This window comes from Methylobacterium sp. A52T (genome assembly GCF_053346095.1).
Window position 1 is genome coordinate 1 of sequence record NZ_JBKFBI010000137.1, and the last position, 17,276, is coordinate 17,276.

Annotated in this window: 20 protein-coding genes and 2 rRNA genes; 10 read left to right on the plus strand and 12 right to left on the minus strand. The window is 69.2% G+C overall.

The genetic code is table 11. From position 1 onward, the window contains the following. Nucleotides 1-394: 394 nt before the first annotated feature. From ACLBYE_RS24710 to ACLBYE_RS24720, 3 genes are all read right to left on the minus strand, one after another. Nucleotides 395-820: a hypothetical protein gene (locus tag ACLBYE_RS24710; protein WP_447696198.1), complete on the minus strand. Its 426-nt coding sequence runs from the start codon at nt 818-820 to the stop codon at nt 395-397. A gap of 187 nt (nt 821-1,007) precedes the next feature. Further along, nucleotides 1,008-1,262: a hypothetical protein gene (locus ACLBYE_RS24715; RefSeq protein ID WP_447696199.1), complete on the minus strand. Its 255-nt coding sequence runs from the start codon at nt 1,260-1,262 to the stop codon at nt 1,008-1,010. Between the two features lie 45 nt (nt 1,263-1,307). Beyond that, complete coding sequence (locus tag ACLBYE_RS24720) at nt 1,308-1,757, minus strand: hypothetical protein (protein ID WP_447696200.1); 450 nt, start codon at nt 1,755-1,757, stop codon at nt 1,308-1,310. 258 nt (nt 1,758-2,015) lie between these two features. Here ACLBYE_RS24720 and ACLBYE_RS24725 point away from each other — a divergent pair, with 258 nt between their 5' ends. From ACLBYE_RS24725 to ACLBYE_RS24745, 5 genes are all read left to right on the plus strand, one after another. Continuing rightward, nucleotides 2,016-2,177: a hypothetical protein gene (locus tag ACLBYE_RS24725; protein WP_447696201.1), complete on the plus strand. Its 162-nt coding sequence runs from the start codon at nt 2,016-2,018 to the stop codon at nt 2,175-2,177. A gap of 232 nt (nt 2,178-2,409) precedes the next feature. After that, nucleotides 2,410-2,541, plus strand: a complete 132-nt coding sequence (locus ACLBYE_RS24730) for a hypothetical protein (RefSeq protein ID WP_447696202.1) — start codon at nt 2,410-2,412, stop codon at nt 2,539-2,541. A 37-nt stretch (nt 2,542-2,578) separates the two neighbouring features. Beyond that, nucleotides 2,579-2,977: a DoxX family protein gene (locus ACLBYE_RS24735; protein ID WP_447696203.1), complete on the plus strand. Its 399-nt coding sequence runs from the start codon at nt 2,579-2,581 to the stop codon at nt 2,975-2,977. 323 nt (nt 2,978-3,300) lie between these two features. Continuing rightward, nucleotides 3,301-3,561: a hypothetical protein gene (locus ACLBYE_RS24740; RefSeq protein ID WP_447696204.1), complete on the plus strand. Its 261-nt coding sequence runs from the start codon at nt 3,301-3,303 to the stop codon at nt 3,559-3,561. Nucleotides 3,562-3,778: 217 nt separating this feature from the next. Next, nucleotides 3,779-3,991, plus strand: a complete 213-nt coding sequence (locus ACLBYE_RS24745) for a hypothetical protein (RefSeq protein ID WP_020095911.1) — start codon at nt 3,779-3,781, stop codon at nt 3,989-3,991. A 71-nt stretch (nt 3,992-4,062) separates the two neighbouring features. Here the strand turns inward: ACLBYE_RS24745 and ACLBYE_RS24750 are convergent, their stop codons facing one another. From ACLBYE_RS24750 to ACLBYE_RS24770, 5 genes are all read right to left on the minus strand, one after another. Continuing rightward, complete coding sequence (locus ACLBYE_RS24750) at nt 4,063-4,467, minus strand: response regulator (protein ID WP_447696205.1); 405 nt, start codon at nt 4,465-4,467, stop codon at nt 4,063-4,065. A gap of 285 nt (nt 4,468-4,752) precedes the next feature. Beyond that, nucleotides 4,753-4,929, minus strand: a complete 177-nt coding sequence (locus ACLBYE_RS24755; RefSeq protein WP_020095909.1) for a hypothetical protein — start codon at nt 4,927-4,929, stop codon at nt 4,753-4,755. A 158-nt stretch (nt 4,930-5,087) separates the two neighbouring features. Continuing rightward, nucleotides 5,088-6,218, minus strand: coding sequence for a plasmid replication protein RepC (repC, locus tag ACLBYE_RS24760; RefSeq protein WP_447696206.1), 1,131 nt, complete (start codon nt 6,216-6,218; stop codon nt 5,088-5,090). A gap of 181 nt (nt 6,219-6,399) precedes the next feature. Continuing rightward, nucleotides 6,400-6,624: a hypothetical protein gene (locus tag ACLBYE_RS24765; RefSeq protein ID WP_020095907.1), complete on the minus strand. Its 225-nt coding sequence runs from the start codon at nt 6,622-6,624 to the stop codon at nt 6,400-6,402. A 744-nt stretch (nt 6,625-7,368) separates the two neighbouring features. Beyond that, a complete protein-coding gene (locus ACLBYE_RS24770; RefSeq protein ID WP_447696207.1) occupies nt 7,369-8,058 on the minus strand; it encodes a sigma-70 family RNA polymerase sigma factor in 690 nt (229 codons plus the stop codon). Between the two features lie 436 nt (nt 8,059-8,494). Between ACLBYE_RS24770 and ACLBYE_RS24775 the strand changes: the two genes are divergently transcribed. Continuing rightward, complete coding sequence (locus ACLBYE_RS24775) at nt 8,495-8,749, plus strand: hypothetical protein (RefSeq protein WP_447696208.1); 255 nt, start codon at nt 8,495-8,497, stop codon at nt 8,747-8,749. 85 nt (nt 8,750-8,834) lie between these two features. Here the strand turns inward: ACLBYE_RS24775 and ACLBYE_RS24780 are convergent, their stop codons facing one another. Beyond that, nucleotides 8,835-9,161: a helix-turn-helix domain-containing protein gene (locus ACLBYE_RS24780; RefSeq protein ID WP_447696209.1), complete on the minus strand. Its 327-nt coding sequence runs from the start codon at nt 9,159-9,161 to the stop codon at nt 8,835-8,837. A 372-nt stretch (nt 9,162-9,533) separates the two neighbouring features. Here ACLBYE_RS24780 and ACLBYE_RS24785 point away from each other — a divergent pair, with 372 nt between their 5' ends. Genes ACLBYE_RS24785 through ACLBYE_RS24795 form a run of 3 tightly spaced genes read left to right on the plus strand, consistent with a single transcriptional unit; the run spans nt 9,534 to nt 15,616 of the window. After that, entirely contained in the window at nt 9,534-11,297 is a 1,764-nt protein-coding gene (locus ACLBYE_RS24785) for a type I secretion system permease/ATPase (RefSeq protein WP_447696210.1), read from the plus strand. A gap of 3 nt (nt 11,298-11,300) precedes the next feature. Then, entirely contained in the window at nt 11,301-12,665 is a 1,365-nt protein-coding gene (locus ACLBYE_RS24790; RefSeq protein WP_447696211.1) for an HlyD family type I secretion periplasmic adaptor subunit, read from the plus strand. A gap of 38 nt (nt 12,666-12,703) precedes the next feature. Beyond that, nucleotides 12,704-15,616 carry a hypothetical protein gene (locus ACLBYE_RS24795; RefSeq protein ID WP_447696212.1) on the plus strand — a complete coding sequence of 971 codons (2,913 nt, stop codon included), beginning with the start codon at nt 12,704-12,706 and terminating at the stop codon, nt 15,614-15,616. 215 nt (nt 15,617-15,831) lie between these two features. Here ACLBYE_RS24795 and ACLBYE_RS24800 read toward each other — a convergent pair whose 3' ends face one another. Beyond that, nucleotides 15,832-16,047 carry a sigma factor gene (locus tag ACLBYE_RS24800; protein ID WP_447696213.1) on the minus strand — a complete coding sequence of 72 codons (216 nt, stop codon included), beginning with the start codon at nt 16,045-16,047 and terminating at the stop codon, nt 15,832-15,834. Between ACLBYE_RS24800 and ACLBYE_RS24805 the strand changes: the two genes are divergently transcribed. Further along, nucleotides 15,955-16,155, plus strand: a complete 201-nt coding sequence (locus ACLBYE_RS24805; protein WP_447696214.1) for a hypothetical protein — start codon at nt 15,955-15,957, stop codon at nt 16,153-16,155. The genes ACLBYE_RS24800 and ACLBYE_RS24805 overlap by 93 nt on opposite strands. A 550-nt stretch (nt 16,156-16,705) precedes the next feature. Here ACLBYE_RS24805 and rrf read toward each other — a convergent pair. Together rrf and ACLBYE_RS24815 are read right to left on the minus strand one after the other, a co-directional pair. Then, nucleotides 16,706-16,821 (minus strand): 5S ribosomal RNA (gene rrf / locus ACLBYE_RS24810). A gap of 166 nt (nt 16,822-16,987) precedes the next feature. After that, nucleotides 16,988-17,276, minus strand: a 23S ribosomal RNA gene (locus tag ACLBYE_RS24815); the annotation flags it as partial.

Consider the following 17,276-nt stretch of genomic DNA (forward strand, 5'->3'; position numbering starts at 1 on the left):
TCGCGCAAATCAACGGACAGGGCAGACGCCATCGGCTCTCCTCCTCGGAAAGCCGACCATCGAATCACATCACCGCCGCGGCCGAAACCCTACACGATTCAATCCGGTCGGTGACCGCTCTAGAGCCGTTCCCGATCGGGTTGGGACGCAGGCGATCGGCGAGCCCGTGCCGAACGAGGCGCAGGTCCCCTCTCCCGTGCGGGAGAGGGACAGGGTGAGGGCTGAGAACAGTCCGGACGAGTCGCGGCCTGTACGCGCATCGGCGGCCTGTTCAGTCCTGATCCTTCGCCTCCCTCACCCCAACCCTCTCCCGCACGGGAGAGGGGGCCTGGCGCGGCTGGCGAGACCGGGCTCGCCGTCCTTCCCGACCGTTGCAACATGGTCGGATACGGCTCTAGCGAGGCGCGAAGATTGTCACGTTGCTGTTGATCTGGTAGGCGGCCGTCGGCTTCGTGTTGACCAACCGCAGATAGATCGGGCTCTCGCCGAGGATCGCGCCGAACGCCCGTGTCACCTTGAGCGGGAAGCAGCGTGCCAGCACCGCCGATGCCGCCTCCTCGTAGCGACGGTGCGCGTCCTGGTCACCGACCAGTCGCCGCGCGGTGGTGAGCGGCTTGCCCCGGATGGCACCCGTCTTGTCGAGGCCGAACCGGTAGGCAATCAGGGATCCCTCCGTGCCGGGCGGCACCGTCCAGCACGCCGCCATCGCCTCGCGGAACTCAGCCCAGTTGTTGACGGGCGCGACCTGAGATCGCGCCGGCAGATCTGACAGAACGGAGACGGATGCTGCGAGCAGCAGCGTGGCCAACGGTTTTGCCAAGGACACCTCCGCGATGACCGGCGTATCTCCGAAGTCTTCTGCACGAACAGGGCCGCGATCTCGTTGCCGCGGCTTCAGGTCATCGCCGACGGGGGAGGATGTGCCGTCGACCCCGATGCCAGTGAGCCGGGCCGATCCCGGGGGGTACTCGACGTCGCGCGTCCACCATCGACGCGCCCGGATTCGCTCACTGACGCGGTGCCGGCGCGGGGTTCTGCGGCGACGCCCCCGGCTGTGCGGGTGCCTGCGGGATCGCGTTCTGAGGCGGAGGCGGCGGTTGCTGACCGTTGCTCGCCGGAGCCTGATCGGTCTGCAGGGTCTGGTTCGCCTGAGTTTGGATCTTGTCGGCCGTCTGCTGGCTGATGAATCCGTAGGAGACCGCAGCGGCGAGCGCGACGGCGATCACGGCTCCGATGATGGTCTTGGTCAGCTTGGGCGACATCGTTGCGTCCTCCACGATCAAAGTCAGTCCGACGGCGGCTCCCGGTCAGATGACATAGGCGGCAACCGTGCCTGAGGTAGTTCCCCGGCCCGGATCACCGGCCGCCCGGCCTCTGAGATCGAGGGGTCTGCCGGGACCGGAGCCGTCGGGCCCGACATGCGGCCAGTGCCCGGGCTGGTGAGGGAAGGCGCGCGTGCCGGCCACGTCGGGACCCGACCCTGCCACCGGGTTGCAATCGGTTAAAGAACGGTTAAGCTTCTGCGTAGGTAATACGGAGGAGCGGTCATGAAACCAATCTATCCGCAGCGTGAGGACGGTCTGCGTATCCCGCAATCGACCGCGATCACAGTTTTCCCTCGGCACGAAGACGAGATCCTCCAGGAACAGATGCGGCGGCAGCACAATGCGCGTGCCCGCCACCGTTCGGCGCGCCGCCATCTCGCCGCGCGGGCCCATAGCTGAGGGCACGGCCATGGTCGAACCATTGCTCTTCATCGGCCTCATCGTCGCCGCTGTGGCTGCCGCGACCCGGCTCGGGATCGCCGCTGCGGCACCGATGACGCCGTCGCGTCTCGACGCGTGGGACCGACGCGCCGACGCGGACGCCTGAATCGGCAGCGTCCTCCCGACAGCACCGTCGTCGCGCCCGCGGACGGGCGGGCTGGACTCCAGGCGTCGCACAGCGCCGCGCCCGTCTTTCCGGGTTGTCGCGTCCCCGCCGCGGAGGTTTACGGGGGCGGCGCGTCGGAGACCGTGGCGGCGGCGCCTGAGACACCGATCGTCGCCTATGAGCCAGTCGATCCGTCGGCGATCCGTCCCGACGCGAAGGCCTTGGTCATCGCCGAGCGGGACGGCGACAAACTGACGGCGCTCCGGGCCGGCGTGGGCTGGGACGGCCCCACCCCGATGATCTAGCCGACGATGTGGCCGGCGGCTGTCGGTCGCCGCGCGGCCGCGGCGGCGCGGCGCATCCCGGAGGCGTGCCGGCGATCGCGCGTGGCGCCGTGGATCGCTCACCGAGAACGGCGTCTCAACTGATTTGGCGCAATCCAACGCAATAATCGAAGCAATAAGGGCGCAATCCAGCTTGGCCATATGACCGTCCTGAGACAGCCGATCCCCGGCTGCACGGATGAGGCAACCACCGATGGCCACCAAGATGATGACCAAGGGCATGACCGTCACCGACCACATCGTGGCTTGGTCGATGGTGACTGGCTTGGCGCTCGCCGTCCTCCAGTTCGCCCTGACCGCGGCGCTGCCGACGCACTTCGTGTGAGCCGCCGAGAGTAATGCCTGCTGAGAGGGGTGTGGGGATGGCTCGGGTTCAGGATAGGCGGAGTGTCGGCAGCGTGGCGCTGCGAGGCCTGTTGAGCGCGGTGTTCCTGGTGGCCGCCGGCATGAAGTTCGCCGCTGTGCCGTTCGAGGTCGAGGGCTTCGTCCGCTTCGGCTACCCGCTGTGGTTCATGGACGTGGTCGGCGCCCTGCAACTCCTCGGCGCGGTGCTCCTCTGGACGCCCGGTTGCGTCGCCCTCGGCGCCTGTCTGCTCGCCGTGCTCATGGCCGGCGCGGTCGGCAGCCATCTCCTCGCGGGCGACCCCGTTCTGATGCCGCTTCCCGCCCTCGTGCTTCTCATCCTGCTGGTCGGCGTCGCTCACGCGCGCCGGTCCGAGCTTCTGCCGTCCGGCAGCGACACGGAGATGCGACAGGCCTGACCGTTCCGACAGGGCGGATTCGGCCATTCATGTCCGCGCGGGGGCGCAGTGGGGGCGCAGTGGAGGCTCCTCGGTTCGAGCCTTGACCGGCGTGGCCGCGAGCGGAGCGACGGGCACGCGGCAGCCCGGATACCACGCCCTGGCCGCCGCGCCTCGGTGCCAGCGACGCGGAAATCGTCGCCGGGCGCCGATCGATCTGCGCCGACGGTCACGCATGTCTGCCGTGCCGGCACGGGTGTGGCGACCATCGCGAACCGCCGTTAAGCCCTCCGGCCCTACCGGCGACGCGGTACATGCGCCGGGCCTGGCCCATCGGGACCCCCATGAGAAAGTTGCTCGCGTTCGCCGTGGCCGTCGTCGTGTGGGCGGGTCCCGCGCTCGCCCTGGCTGATCAGCCGGCTCGGGATTGCGACCGGGACCCCGAGACGACGGGCGCGTTGCCCGGTGATCCCCGCAGTCTGTACCTGCCCGGCGAGCGACCGGTGAAGGCCGACCGAGACCCGCCAGAGGCCAGCTGGCAGGACGAGGCCCGAGAGACGTCCGAGCAGCGCAGGCGCGATCTCCTCGCCTGCGGCGTGGACTGAGGCTGCAGGCCGATCACCGCGACGGAAGGATCGGCGGCGGCAGCGTCAGCCTGGGACATCTTCGGTTCCCCGCCGGTGACGATCCCCTAACCGGGCCCAGGCACCGTGATGGCGGGCCGCGTTGCGTATCGGCTCACGGGTGGTGACACCGGACGCTCCCCCGCCCCGTGACACGGTGGGTGGCGCAGGACGGCCGATGCTTGGGGGGCCTGCACGCATGAGGGACGAGCCAGACCAGACGCTCTCGGACGAGGAGCTGGACCGTCTGGCGCGCGAGCTGTTCGCCGAGGTCCGCGGCGAGTACTCGGAAGCGAAAGTGGAGCGGGCCCTGAAGACCGCCGGCGAGGTCGCCGGGGAAGTGCTTCCTGGGATACCGGACTGGCTGCTCGACGGTAGCGACGACGCCAGCGCCGGCGACAGCGGGACCTGAACCTCGCCGTGATACGCCCCGTCGTCGTCGGCCCGGCTCTCCCGGGCCGACGCGCGTTAGGCTGGGCACCGTCAATGCGGCACGGACCCTACGCCCCGCGCCGCCAGCACAGCCCCCAGTGCGCCGGCCAGCGTCTCCGGGGAGAACGGTTTGCGCAGGTAGCGAGCGCCCATCGGCATCTGCTCCTCGGCCGGCCAAGCCACTCCCGACACGATCAGGATCGCCAGTTCGGGCCAGCGCGCCGCGACGGCTTTGGCCAGGGTGAAGCCACTCAAGGGCTCGCCTGCCAAGTCCACGTCCGCGACCATGGCCACAAGTTCGGGACGGGCCGCCAGATGAGCCTGGGCGGCTTCGACAGTGGCGGCCTCCGCGACCTCGTATCCCGCGTCGCGAAGGGCTGCAGCCGCATCCATGAGTTGCACGGGATTGTCCTCGACGATCAGCACAGCGCGTTGCGACGCGACGGCGTCTGCCATCCTGGATCTCCACACTTCGTCGCCGCAGTAACGCAGCGGACCCCGATTGCGTCCCACGCAAACCTGTCCGATGGGGACCGGATTCGGGGCGATCACGCGCCGAACCCCTCTGCACCGAGAGCGCCGGGTGCCGCGGAACCTGCTCGGCCTCCTGGGGGAACGGCGCTGCAGGCGCCGACCAATACGGTATCGCTCACCGACACGTCACCGTAGCGGTCTTCGGTGAAGCGAGAGCGCCTGACCGGCGCCGGCAGGGATCGGACTCTTCGCGTGGCTGTCGGCGCGCTAGACCCGGATCTCCTCGATGGCGAGTCCACCGGCCCGGAGATGGTCGGGGATGTCGGAATGATCGTAATACCCCGCCTCGTGCGCCATGGCGTCGAGGGCAGCGAGCGGGTCAGGCGCCGAGCCCGTCCAGAGGATGGCGCCCGTCACCTCGTGCCGGATCTGAAACACCTTCACCGCAAGCCTCCCATGTTCAACGGCCGCGCAAGCGTAGCGTGAGTTCCGGGATCCGGAGGCTACCTACATCGGTCAGGATCCGGGTGCCCGGATTCGCTGCCGCGGCGTGGCGCATCTGCAGGGCTCCGCGGTCCGGGGCGGGTGACGTTCGCCCAAGGTCACGTCATCTTCCTCCTGCGCATCGCCATGAGCTCGGCTTCGAGCCCGTAGCGACCTTCGGAGCACAGGCGGACGAGCTGCCTGAAGTAGCCGCCTGGGTTCTTGATGCGGATCTCACCCCGGCGCACGTCGTCGTCGTGGAGCTGCGCGACGATCAGCACGAGCACCGAGGCCCGGAACGGGCCGAGGGCTTCGCACGCCTCGCCCCAGGCCGACGGATGCGCGCCGATCCCGCCCCGCATCAGCCGGCCGATCTCCATGACATCCGCTTCCGTCCTGAGGGTGACGCCGAATTCGGCAGCGACAGGGCAAGCAGCCGCGACGAGTGACGGTTCGAGCCCACGGGTCGGCTCAGGCTCCTTCTCGGGAGCCCTTGCACAAGGATCGGTAGGAGATCCGGTGTCTTGTTCTGAGTGACGGCTGGAATTGCCGGCAGAGGCGGCTTGATAGAAGCGATCCTCCGCCATGACTTGCAGTTCTCCCCAGGCGTCGAGAACGACGTCGGGGTCCGCGCCGGAAGCGCGTCTCCTCGGCGTGCCGCGCTCCAGGGCCTCCTGCGCCGCGAGCAGATCGGCGGCGTCCGTCGCCGGGAAGCGGGCGCGCAGGACGGCGAGGGCCTCTGACACCGCGCGGCGACGAACGGTCAGGAGATCGAACGCGCGGCCTCGCTGAGCGTCCCTCGCGGTCGCTTCCATGATCGCGGTCGCCCATTCTCCCTTCCGGGCGACGATGGGAGTCAGGTCGAAACCGTACGCGTCGATGACGGCGCCGCCCGGCCCGCGAATGGCGAAACGCTTGCCGTTCGCGCTGTCCCGGGGCGTGATGACCTCCAGGGCAACGAGGTCGCGCAGGCCGTAGCGGAGCGCGCGCTCCGACAGCCCGGTCATCCCGCACAGGTGCTCGTTCGAGGGCCACACCACCAGGCGTTCCCAATCCTGCTCACCCCACACGGCGCAGAGCGCCGAGAGGATCGAACGCAGGGCAGGGCGCAGGTTCAGGGCCTTGGCCGCGTCCCGGCCCGCGGCCGAGAGCTCCCTGCGCGAGACCGTCCGCCCGTCTTCGAGCGCACGTCTCCGGCCGGCGAGCGCGGCGCGCGTGAGCGGCCGGCCACCGGAATGAACTGTCTCCACCTCGTCCGCCTCCTCTCAGGAGGCAAAGCGGGACCGTTCACCCCGAAGGGTGTTCTTGACGACGGCCTGGGGGAGGGGGCATAAAGGGGGTGCGAATCGCCTGTCGCGCCCCATCCCAGGGTATGTCAGGTCCAAAGGCCTCGAGGTTCCCGCCTCGGGGCCTTCTGCTTTGCCCGTTACATCATGCCGACTTCTCCTCGAAGGCAGACGCGAGCGCCCACTCGATCGCCTCGGTACGGCTCCTGAACCGACCGTTCTGGATCGCCTGGTCGATGACGGCCTTGACCGACGGCTTCAGCCACACGTTCTGCTGGGTCATGCCCTTCTGCTTCAGGGCCTCCCTTCGACGTGTCTGACGGCGCGTGTCCGCCGCCTTCAGCTCAGCCAGCCGTTCCTCTGCGGTCATCGGTCCCCGCCCGATTCTGCCAACGTGACTGTTCATGTGGACCGATTCTGCAAAGTGAGTCCAGCGGCGGCCCGGATTCGTACGGGGATGGGTGGTTTTGTTAAGGGCGACCTGTTCCGCGGCGGCACCGGAGACCGCGCCGAGAGCCTCCGCGGCGAGGACGCGGGACGCGGCACTGCCCACTGGTCGGTGACGCCACGCCGACCTTCGTGCGACACGGGCGGCGCCTGGCGGCAGAGCGCCCGTCGAGGTGCCCGGGGATGACCTCTGGCTTGGATCGGGACGAGCGGCCAGCTGGCGGCGGCCGCGACCGAGACGGGCCCGAACCTTGCCGAAGCGCGGGGCTGAACCGCGGCGTTGTCCATCGACGTTGGCGGCCGCGTGGTGCAGTCGCTGCTCGCGACACGCCCGTGCGACTTGAAGCGCGATGGGGGAGGGGCGTCCCGCGTCGCCTACGCGGGCGCGATAGGGGCGGAGATCGCTTTGCCGGCCTTCGCCCGGCCTTTCCCCAGCCTTCGCGTCGCGCCCGACCTCGTCTCTCTGCCGGGGCCATCCGTCCGACAAGGATCGTCGAGCCGTCGAGGTTCGGCTCCGGCCAGGACCGCGGGACCGTTCCCAGGTCGCCGCCCGTCGGGACAGGCCGCTAGCGGGACATGCCGCTAGGGCGGGGCGTGGGTGGCACCTGTCTCAGCCATACCGGGGCCGTCGAGCGTAGAAGATCCGCCCTCGGTCGGGATGCCCGTCTCAGGCGAGATGCGCGACGAGCAAGGCCCGCGCGCGGCTCACCCGGCTCTTCACGGTCCCGGTCTGACAGCCCATCACCTCCGCGGCGGCCTCGTAGGTCAGGCCTTGGGCACCCACGAGGAGCAGGGCCTCACGCTGCAGCTCCGGCAGCTTGCCGATATGGGACCAGACGATCTGCAGATCGGACCCGTGCTCCTGGGCTGCGGGCGCCGTGAGCTGCGCCGCGGCGGCACCGTTCACGTCCTCGATCTCGCGCTTTCGCTTGCGGCACTCGGTGTAGAACTGGTTGCGCAGGATGGTGCAGAGCCACGCCTTCAGGTTCGAACCCGGGATGAACAGGTCCTGGCGCGCCCAGGCACGGAGCACAGTCTCCTGGACCAGATCGTCGGCGCGCGAGGCATCGCCGACGAGCGAGAGGGCGAAGGCGCGCAGGCCGGGCAGCGTTTCGGTCAGGCCCTCGCGAAACGCGGTGGCATCGTCCTGGCGCGGCCCCTCCAGCGCTGCATCGAGCCGCGCGACGAGGTCCAGCAGACGCGGCGGTGTCTGTGCCCGTGTCACGGCCTCGTAGGCGGCGCGCAGCTGCAGGCCGAGATGATCCCGCACACCGGTGGGCAGAATCGCGGGTTCCGGAGGGCCCTGTCGGCTCGGCCGATCGACTCCGCCGTCTTGAGCAACCAGCGTGTCCGTCAACTCACGTCCTCTCAAAGCGCTCGCCGCACGAACCGATCTCGGGCCGCCGTGAACTCCGCCTGACGAACCGGCGATCTGCAGCGGGCCATCCGCGGGAGTGGCCCGACCACGCGCGTCATCGAGCGTCCACCCCTCCAGATAGAACCCGCCACCTGACTGTACAGTGAACATCTAACCCCGCAAGCGGCGGATCGTTCTCTGCGGCCTACGCGTTGGGGCTCGCTCCCGTCCCTGAGGGCGGCCATGTTGAACCGAGAAGGAACCGAAGATCATCGCGCGCGGAGGTGAACCCCGACGTGGTCTGAGGCCGAGCGAGGAACAACGGACCGAGGTGTACGAGTCACATCGGCGAGAGGCGCACGTTCGCCGTCAGACTGCGAGCTGCGTGCGCGGTGCGGCGGTTGCCGGCTAGGTGAGGATCTATTGGGCAGCGTCGATGCCTCAGAATGTCGAATACTGGATCACCGACAGGCCGGACGGCCGCTTCGACGTTGTGGTCAAGCTCGAGTCCGGCAAAATTTTCCGCCGCAGCGGGTGCATCTCGCGGACCGAGGCCGATACGTGGATCGAGGGATTGCGAATGCTGATGGCGGCGATCGGCGCGCCCGTATCGGCTGTCGACGTGACGTCTGACGACCCGTCGCCCCTCGGATCACAGACGGTGGACGGTGCGGATCACTCCAGCTCCTGAGCTGCGCGGGCGGTCGTCTTCAGGCTGGGGCCGTCCCGCGCGCCCCGCGCATCCGAACGATCCGGGCTCGGGGAGCGTCGACGGCCTAAGGCTCGTTGCCCTCGGGCTTCGCGCGCCGATCGCCGAACAGGATCTCGTGGGTGATCGGGTCGTAGAAGCGCATCACGTTCCGGACGAACACTCTCGGCTCGATCGCCAGCGCCTCGGCCCACGCGCGGTACCGATCCGGAGGAATACGACCGCGCCCGGTCTCCAGCTGCGAGATGAAGGTGTAGTAATCCGCACCGACAAGAGCTGCGAGCTGTCGTTGCGACAGGCCGCGCGCCTCCCGCAGTTCCTTCAGATACCGTCCCCCCTCCCGACGCAGCTCCAGCACCTCCTCGGAATCCAGGCGTTGCTGATGGGCATACACGGGGTTTCGCCTTCCTGCCGACCGAAGCCACTCGGCGCGGCGCTTATACAGCAAACATCATATAGCTGGCACGGAGCTGCGCTGTCCAGATGCGCGGCGGCAACCGTCGTCCCCGCGTCGTCCCCGAACGGATCCCGTTGCTTGGCAGCTACCTGAATAGCGCTATCATCCCGTAAGGAACGATTTGGAGAATGGCGCCGGATGCCCCACTACCGGTGCATGTCTCTGGATAGCGGCCCATGAAAGTCGAGAATTGCACGTACGATTGCCGCTCGCGGATCTGAGCGCCCGCGGGTCACCGACGCGAGCAGCACGGGACCTGAACCACCGGGAATCGCCGATCGTGCCGATCGATCGCAGGAAGAGGGTAGAATGGGCGATCCTTCGCTGCAATCGGCATTGACCATTGGCCTGCGCTCGCTCCGGCCGGTCCTGGCGACCGCCGTGGTGTTCGGGCTCTTCATCAATCTGCTGCTGTTCGTCAGCCCGCTCTACATGCTGCAGATCTACGACCGCGTGATCCCCAGCCGGAGTGAGACGACCCTGGCGGGGATCACGCTGATCGCGGCGTTCGGCCTGGCCGTCTACGCGATGCTGGAGATGCTGCGCGCCCGCCTCCTGGTGCGCGGCGGTGTGGTGTTCGATCAGAAAATCGCCACGCCGATCTTCGATGCCGCCCATCGCGGCACCTTGCTCAGGCCCGGCGCGCAGCACGATACGGCGCTGCGCGACGTGGACGTCCTGCGGGAGTTCCTGACCGGCGCCGGCATGCTGGCGTTCTGCGATCTGCCCTGGATACCGATCTTCCTGCTCGCCTGCTTCATCCTCCATCCCTGGTTCGGCTGGATGGCGCTGGTGGGCGGCGGCACGATCCTCGGCCTCACGCTGCTCAACGAGGTCGCCACCCGTCGGACGCTCGACGCCGCCAGTCAGGCCTCGCGCGAAGCGGGGCAGAGCGCAGCCACGGTCTTTCTGAATGGGGAGGTGCTGCAGGCCATGGGCATGGTCGCGTCCATGCGCGGGCTCTGGGGGCGCCGCCACGACGACGTCCTGCTCCTCCAGGCGCGGGCCAGCGATCGCGCGGGCCTGATCGTCGCGGCCACGAAGTTCGTCCGCATGCTGCTGCAGACCCTGGTGCTGGGCATCGGCGCGTATCTGGCGATTCACCGCGAGATCTCGGCCGGGTCGATGATCGCCGCGTCCATCATCATCGGCCGCACCCTCGCGCCGATCGAGGCCGTCGTCGGCAACTGGAAGGGCTTCACGGCGGCGCGGGCGAGCTATCGGCGATTGGCCGATCTCGTGGCGGTCGCAGGCTCGGAGACGCGCCGCCTCGTCCTGCCGCGGCCGCGCGGCCTGATCGAGGCCGAAGACATCTCGGTGGCGGCCCCCGGCGCGACGCGCCCCATCCTCAAGGCAGTGAGCGTCCGGCTCGAGCCCGGCAGCGTCGTGGGGATCATCGGCCCGAGTGCCGCCGGCAAATCGACGCTCGTTCGTGCGCTCACCGGGGTCTGGCCCTTGCTGGAAGGCACGGTGCGCATCGACGGGGCCGACCTGAACCACTGGGACAGGGCCCTGCTCGGGCAGCATGTCGGTTACCTGCCTCAGGACGTCGAGCTGTTCGACGGGACCGTCGCGCAGAACATCGCGCGCTTCGCCGACCGGGACGACGCGCGCGTCATCGAGGTTGCCCAGCGGGCTGGCTGTCACGCGCTGATCCAGTCGCTTCCGGAGGGCTACAATACGGTGATCGGGCGAGGGGGACACGGGCTGTCGGGCGGTCAGCGGCAGCGCATCGCTCTGGCCCGCGCGCTCTACGGCGAGCCGAGTCTGGTCGTGCTCGACGAGCCCAATGCGAGTCTCGACCAGCCCGGCGAGGCCGCGCTGATGCGCGCCATCGCGGACCTGAAGCGATCCGGGACGACGGTGGTGCTGGTGACCCACAAGGTGAGCCTGCTGGAGGAGGCCGACCGTATCCTGCTCATGAGCGAGGGCCGCGTGCAGCTCTCCGGCACGCCCGAGCAGGTCCTCGCCCACGTCACCGGCCAGCGGCCGGTCCCGACCCTGGTGCCGCCCGTCGGCCCCGCGGCATCCCAGACCCGCCGCGGCTCCGACGAACAGCGGAGCGCAGGATAAGCGATGACCGTCACGCGCGCCGCGATCCCGAGCCCGTCAACCGTGCGAAGAAGGTCCGATCGGGACCGGTCGGGGCCCGCCGACCTGACGAACTGGCGCGCGTACGCCGTCGCCGGCTACGCGCTCATCGTCGCGACGTTCGGGGTGGTCGGCACCTGGGCCGCCGTCGCGCGCCTCGATCGGGCGGTCATCAGTCCCGGGGTGGTGGTCGCGGAAGGCAGCCGCAAAGTGGTGCAGCACCTCGAAGGCGGCATCGTCCAGGAGGTGCTGGTCCGGGACGGCCAGGCGGTTCGCGCGGGCGATGTCCTGCTCCGCATCGATCCCGTGCAGTCGCGAGCCAGCAACGATCTGCTCCGCGGCCAGCTCGACGGGGCCCTGATCCTCGAAGCGCGCCTCCGCGCGGAGCAGGGCCAGGCGCAGGATCTGCTCCTGCCGCCGGAGATCGCGGAGCGGCGCGCCGAGCCGGCCGTCGCCGGCCTGATCGACGACCAGGCCAGCCAGCTGTCGGAGCGCCGCGCGTCCTTCCAGGCGCAGCTCGGCCTCATCGAGGCGCGGGTCACGCAGCTGAAGACGGAGATTTCCGGGCTGGCGGTCGAGAGGGCCTCGGGCGAGCAGCAGGTCGCCCTGATCCAGCAGGAGCTGGAGGGCCTGCGCGGCCTCCGGGAGAAGAACCTCATCCCGCTCGCGCGCGTTCTGATGATGGAGCGCGAGCACGCGCGCCTCCGAGGCGTGATCGGACGGTCCGTGGCGGAGACCGCCAAGGCGCAGAACGGCATCAACGAGGCGGGGATGCAGACCGCGCAGCTCAAGCAGAAGCTGCAGGAATCGCTGACCGCGCAGCTCCTCGACACGCGCCAGAAGATCGCCGAACTGCGCGAGAAACTCATCGTGGCCCGGGATGTCCTCCGTCGGCACGAGGTCCGGGCGTCGCACCAGGGCGTCATCCAGGGATTGAAGGTCTACACGATCGGCCAAGTGGTCCGCTCGGGCGAGCCGCTGATGGAGATCGTTCCGACGACCGACCGGCTCGTGATCAGCGTGCAGTTCGCGCCGAACGATCTCGAGGCGGTTCATGCCGGCATGCGGGCCGAGGTGAAGTTTCCGGCTTTTCAGACGCGCCGCATGTCGGCGATCTTCGGGACGTTGACGATGGTGTCCCGCGACCGCCTGATCGACGACGGCACCAAGCAGGCCTATTTCGCCGGCACCGTGGAGATCGACGACCATCAACTCCCGGACGACGTACGACCACGCCTCCTGGCGGGCCTGCCCGCCGAGGTCGTCGTCTCGGCCGGCGAGCGCACGGCGCTCGACTATCTGGTGGCGCCGTTCTTCGATGCTCTGGGACGCAGTTTCCATGAACGATAGAGTCCGCTTCTCAGTCACTGTGCGGACGTGAGGTCCCGATGGGCGCGGTCATCTCGTTCTTCCGACCCGCAACGACGTGCCAGGGCGGCTGGTCGCAGCAGGAGCTCGCGGAATTCTACCGCGTCGAGGCCGCGCTGATCCGAGCCGGCCTGCAGATCGGCAGCGAGCAGGGCCTGAGCGACGAGGCGGATCCCTGGTTCGTCTTCTGCCGGCCGGATGGCGACGCCGTCATGCATTTCGCCAGGATCGACGGCAGCTACGTCATCGCGTCCGATGTCTTGGACAGCCCGATGCGAGGCAGCGACTTCCGCGCCCTCATCAACGAGATCGCCCGACGCTATCCCGAGCTTCTCCCGATCCCGCAGGATGCCCGCGGGACGAAGCTCTCGGTTCACCCGGCGGCGCTGCTCGCGGCTCTCGTCGCGGCTGCGGCCCTGAGCCTGTCGCCCGACGACGCCCGCGCGGATGACGGGGAGCGATCGACCGAGAGCGAGGCGCAGCCCCCTCACGCGGGCCACGCGCAACAGCACGGGCCGTCCGAAGCGCGCGACACGGGCGATACCGATGAGCGCGACAGCCACCGTAAGCAGGTCGGGCTGATCGTGTTCTCGGCCATGGTCTTCGCCGCGGATGCCCTCGTCGACCACCCCGCACAGGGTATCGAGGCCACATCATACCTCGGCGCGCGGGGCGCCATTAGCGCCGTCCCCGGCGACCAGGGCAGCCTGTCGCCGACGACGGGTGGAGCGGCGAGCCCCGTCCAATCGGAAGGACCGCTCGGCACCGGCCGCCACGAAGGTCCCGCGAGCGGCGCAGCCGGTCTCGTGACGGCCGAGTCGGCGGCGGTCGCTTCCGCCCGATCTGACGCCGCCGATTTCGGGCTCATCGGCCTCAGAGATCCGGCCTTAGGCCATGGACCGACCCGGGCAGGCGCGGAATCCGGATTTCAGCCGCTGGCACGGGGCGCCGAGGTGGGCCCAGCCCTCGCAGCGGGTTCATCGTCGTCTCCGGATGCCAGATCGGACGGCGGAGCCGCACCATCGGGGGACGCCGCGGCACAGGAACAGGGAGCCCCGTCGTCGAGCGCGACCGGTGAGGCGACATCGCTGGCCCAGAGCGTGACCCCGACGACCGGGCACGCGGCATCCGAAGCTCCGCCAGCCCCGGTCAACGGGCTCAACGCCGCGGCACAGCCCGAGTTGAGACACGCGCAACTCCCGGTCGAGGAGCGCTCCGGTAGCCCGGACAACGGTCTGCGAATGGGCGTCTCGCGGGAGGCAAGCGGACGGCACGACGCGGTCGCGGATGCGGATCCTTCCGGCGTCGGCGCAGGTGCATCCGAACGGGTGAAGCACGGGGTCGCCGGCGGCCCCAGCGCGGCGTCCGATCCGGGCCTGCGTCCAGCAGCGGGCCTCACGCAGCTCCGGGGGGACGCCACCGATCAAGGCCGCGGTCAAGATGGCGACGGGCCTGGCGGGAGCGCCGATGCGCCGGGCCATCTCAGAGAGGCGGCGGCCGCTCCACTGGACACGGCCGGGGTCGCGAGTCCGGATCAACCACCGGGTATCGTGCAGGCTCAGACAAGCACGTCCGATCCAGGCCGGACGCGGGCCGGCGAAGGTCCCGGCCGGAGTGCCGATGCGCCGGGCCATCTCCGGGGCTCGGCGCCGCACGCCCAGGACAACGACGGTCAGGGCACGGACACCGGCACGCAATCAGCGCGTCCCTCAGCCACCGTGCAGTCGAGCGGCGCGGTGGCTGAGCATGCGGCCGGCGAAGGCCCCGGCCGGAGCGCCGAGGCACCGGGGCATCTCCAGGGCCCGGCAGCGCACGCACAGGATGCCGGCAGCCACGGCACGGCCACCGATCCCACCCCCTCAGCACCGGCAGCCAGCCTGCAGGTCGAGGCCAGAGCCGCCGAACCGGATCACAGGCAGGCTAGCGAGGGATCGGTTCGGAGCGCAGTGGCGCCGGAACATGTCCAAGACACGGCACCGCACGCCCGGGATGCGGGCGGTCATGGCTCGGCCACCGACGCGGATCCGGTCCAACCATCGGCGAGCGCGCAGACGCAGGCGGATGTTGCTGATCCCGGTCACGCGCAGGCCGGCGCACCACCTGGACGGAGCGCCGAGGCGCCGGGACATCTTCACGATACGGCACCACCCGTACAGGATAGCCGCGGTCACGGCTCGGCCACCGACGCGGACCCAGGTCCGCCGTCAGCTGGTGCGCAGGCGCGCGCTGCCGATGCAGGGCACGGGCAGGACGATCGAAGCGGAGAGCCGCCCGGGCACCTCCAAGACAATGGACCGCACACACAGGGTCCCGCCGTCCACAGCGCGGCTTCCGACGCGGACCCAGCCGCTCCGTCAGCCAGCGCGCTGGCGCGGGTGCGAGCGGACGATCCGGGCCATGCTCAGACCGCCGAAGGCCCCGGCCGCAGCGGCGAGGCTGCGGATCACGCCCGAGAGACCGAACCGCATCTGCGGAACTCGGACGGCCCCAACACGGCGACCGGTCGGAACGCAGGCGCCTCGCCGAGCGGCACGCAGGATCGAGCGGTCGAGGCGGATCCCAATCCCCCGAACCTCGACGCGGGCCCGCACCACACAGGTCACGACACTGCCGGTGCGGCCGCGAACGTCGGCAACCCGGTGGCGTCAGACCAGTCGCTCTCCCGGCAGGGGTCGGGCGGCTCGACCGGCGTGAGCCGTGATCAAGAACCGTCAGGCGAGCCGAGTTCCCCGACGAGTGGGGGCAATCACGGTCCGAGACCGGTAGCCAGTATCGGCCCGAACGGCACCATCGAATTCGCGTCCGACAGCAAACCCGGCTCACCGGCCGGATCGAGCCACGCACCCGCGGACAGTGGCGTCCACGGAGACGTCGGCCTGATCGGGATTTCAGATCACGGCGCCCACGCCCACCACTTCGACCTCCACACCTGACGGGAAACCGAGGATCCGCGAACGGCAGGCACCCTCTTGGGTTCTCGACGGTGTCGCTCGACCGGGGAGCGCGAAGCACTCGATCTGACGAAGAGCGGTTCATATCTCGGCACACGCAGCAGAGCGCGCGTCGATGATCGGCGTCGCCACATCCAGCACCGCCGCGTCAGAGGACGTGGTCGTCGCCATTCTTCCTGCGAGAACGCTCTGCCGCTTCACCGGTCAGGGTCGATGCGTCGCCTGCCGGATGCAGCGTTGCCGACCTCCGTCGGATCCGCTGTCACACGCTTTGATGGCGAGAGGCTGCTCCGCATGATGGTGAATGTCCAAGCGCGAAGATGGCTGCGAGGACGAAAGCGATCCTGACGCAGCCAAGCCGTGAGCAGCGTCTCTTGAACCAAGTCCTCGACCTGATCGGCCGTCTTCGCCATCGACCCCGCGAATCGCTTCAGGTCGGGCAGCAACTGCACGAGGGCTGCCCGGAAACGGTCCGCGTCGAACGCTGGATCCAGATCGGCCGCCGCATTGAGATCCCCTGAGTGCGGACGACGCAGATGGGTTCCGTCGGGGCCGGACGCGGCAGGCGGACACTCTGGCCCGCCATCAGCCCTGAGGGACGGCGATCCAGCGACCCCACCGGGGAACGACCGTGAGCGCGTGTCCGGATGGCACGGCATGCGATGCTCGATTCCGCACTGACCAGAGGCATTGTACAGCGGCATCATAATAGAAGTTTGCTGTACAGCTCTCAAGGCCACGCCTTCGGCACAGCGCGGCCGTCGTTGCCGAGCGAACGACGAGCGGCTGAGGCGTTCGGATCGACGAGTCGGGGTCCGGGATCAGTCAGCGCTCGCGCGACGTGGGGAACCGCTTTCGCGGTTGCGCGCGATCTCTCGGCTGATCGGGATGACCTTGCGGCCGATCGCACGCGCGAACGCCCGTCACCGAAGGTGCCGAGGCTGCGAGAACTCGCACGGGGCGTGTGGAGCGACCGATGGCACGCAGTGCGGGCTCTTGTGAGCGTGCGGCGTGTCCGGGGGCCGGATCGGTGTTCGTGCTGAGGGAACGTGTGTTGATTGCGATGGGCGGGTCTGGCGGCGACCGACTCTCCCGTGTCTTGAGACACAGTACCATAGGCGCTGGCGTGTTTAACGGCCGAGTTCGAGATGGGATCGGGTTCTGGGCACGCCGCTCAGGCCACCAGACCGGCGCATCGCAATTCGTTTGGCACTTGGCGGCGCAGGGTGCTGCGACGGCGCGTGCTGTGTTCGGCAAGCAGGCAGCGGATCCGCTGCGGGTCTTCTTGTTTCGTGTGTCTCTGGCTTCGCCAGCCTTGCGGCTGCCGAGCCAGTCCGGACACGGATCACGGGAGCGATCAAGCCTGTCGGGCGATTAGTACCGGTCGGCTCAACGCGTCGCCGCGCTTGCACCCCCGGCCTATCGACGTGGTCGTCTTCCACGGCCCTCAAGGGAGGTCTCGTTTCGAGGGGGGTTTCCCGCTTAGATGCCTTCAGCGGTTATCCCGTCCGTACATAGCTATGCTGCACTGCCGCTGGCGCGACAACAGCTCCACCAGAGGTACGTTCATCCCGGTCCTCTCGTACTAGGGACAAAGCCTCTCAAACCTCCTACACCCACGGCAGATAGGGACCGAACTGTC

What these genes read in the sequence shown, in the direction of transcription:
- ACLBYE_RS24715 (WP_447696199.1), bottom strand. Translation starts at nt 1,262, where the DNA reads ATGTCGCCCAAGCTGACCAAGACCATCATCGGAGCCGTGATCGCCGTC.
- ACLBYE_RS24720 (WP_447696200.1), bottom strand. Translation starts at nt 1,757, where the DNA reads ATGAAGAGCAATGGTTCGACCATGGCCGTGCCCTCAGCTATGGGCCCG.
- ACLBYE_RS24730 (WP_447696202.1), top strand. Translation starts at nt 2,410, where the DNA reads ATGGCCACCAAGATGATGACCAAGGGCATGACCGTCACCGACCACATC.
- ACLBYE_RS24735 (WP_447696203.1), top strand. Translation starts at nt 2,579, where the DNA reads ATGGCTCGGGTTCAGGATAGGCGGAGTGTCGGCAGCGTGGCGCTGCGA.
- ACLBYE_RS24740 (WP_447696204.1), top strand. Translation starts at nt 3,301, where the DNA reads ATGAGAAAGTTGCTCGCGTTCGCCGTGGCCGTCGTCGTGTGGGCGGGT.
- ACLBYE_RS24745 (WP_020095911.1), top strand. Translation starts at nt 3,779, where the DNA reads ATGAGGGACGAGCCAGACCAGACGCTCTCGGACGAGGAGCTGGACCGT.
- ACLBYE_RS24750 (WP_447696205.1), bottom strand. Translation starts at nt 4,467, where the DNA reads ATGGCAGACGCCGTCGCGTCGCAACGCGCTGTGCTGATCGTCGAGGAC.
- ACLBYE_RS24765 (WP_020095907.1), bottom strand. Translation starts at nt 6,624, where the DNA reads ATGACCGCAGAGGAACGGCTGGCTGAGCTGAAGGCGGCGGACACGCGC.
- ACLBYE_RS24775 (WP_447696208.1), top strand. Translation starts at nt 8,495, where the DNA reads ATGCCTCAGAATGTCGAATACTGGATCACCGACAGGCCGGACGGCCGC.
- ACLBYE_RS24785 (WP_447696210.1), top strand. Translation starts at nt 9,534, where the DNA reads ATGGGCGATCCTTCGCTGCAATCGGCATTGACCATTGGCCTGCGCTCG.
- ACLBYE_RS24790 (WP_447696211.1), top strand. Translation starts at nt 11,301, where the DNA reads ATGACCGTCACGCGCGCCGCGATCCCGAGCCCGTCAACCGTGCGAAGA.
- ACLBYE_RS24795 (WP_447696212.1), top strand. Translation starts at nt 12,704, where the DNA reads ATGGGCGCGGTCATCTCGTTCTTCCGACCCGCAACGACGTGCCAGGGC.
- ACLBYE_RS24805 (WP_447696214.1), top strand. Translation starts at nt 15,955, where the DNA reads ATGGCTGCGAGGACGAAAGCGATCCTGACGCAGCCAAGCCGTGAGCAG.
- ACLBYE_RS24800 (WP_447696213.1), bottom strand. Translation starts at nt 16,047, where the DNA reads ATGGCGAAGACGGCCGATCAGGTCGAGGACTTGGTTCAAGAGACGCTG.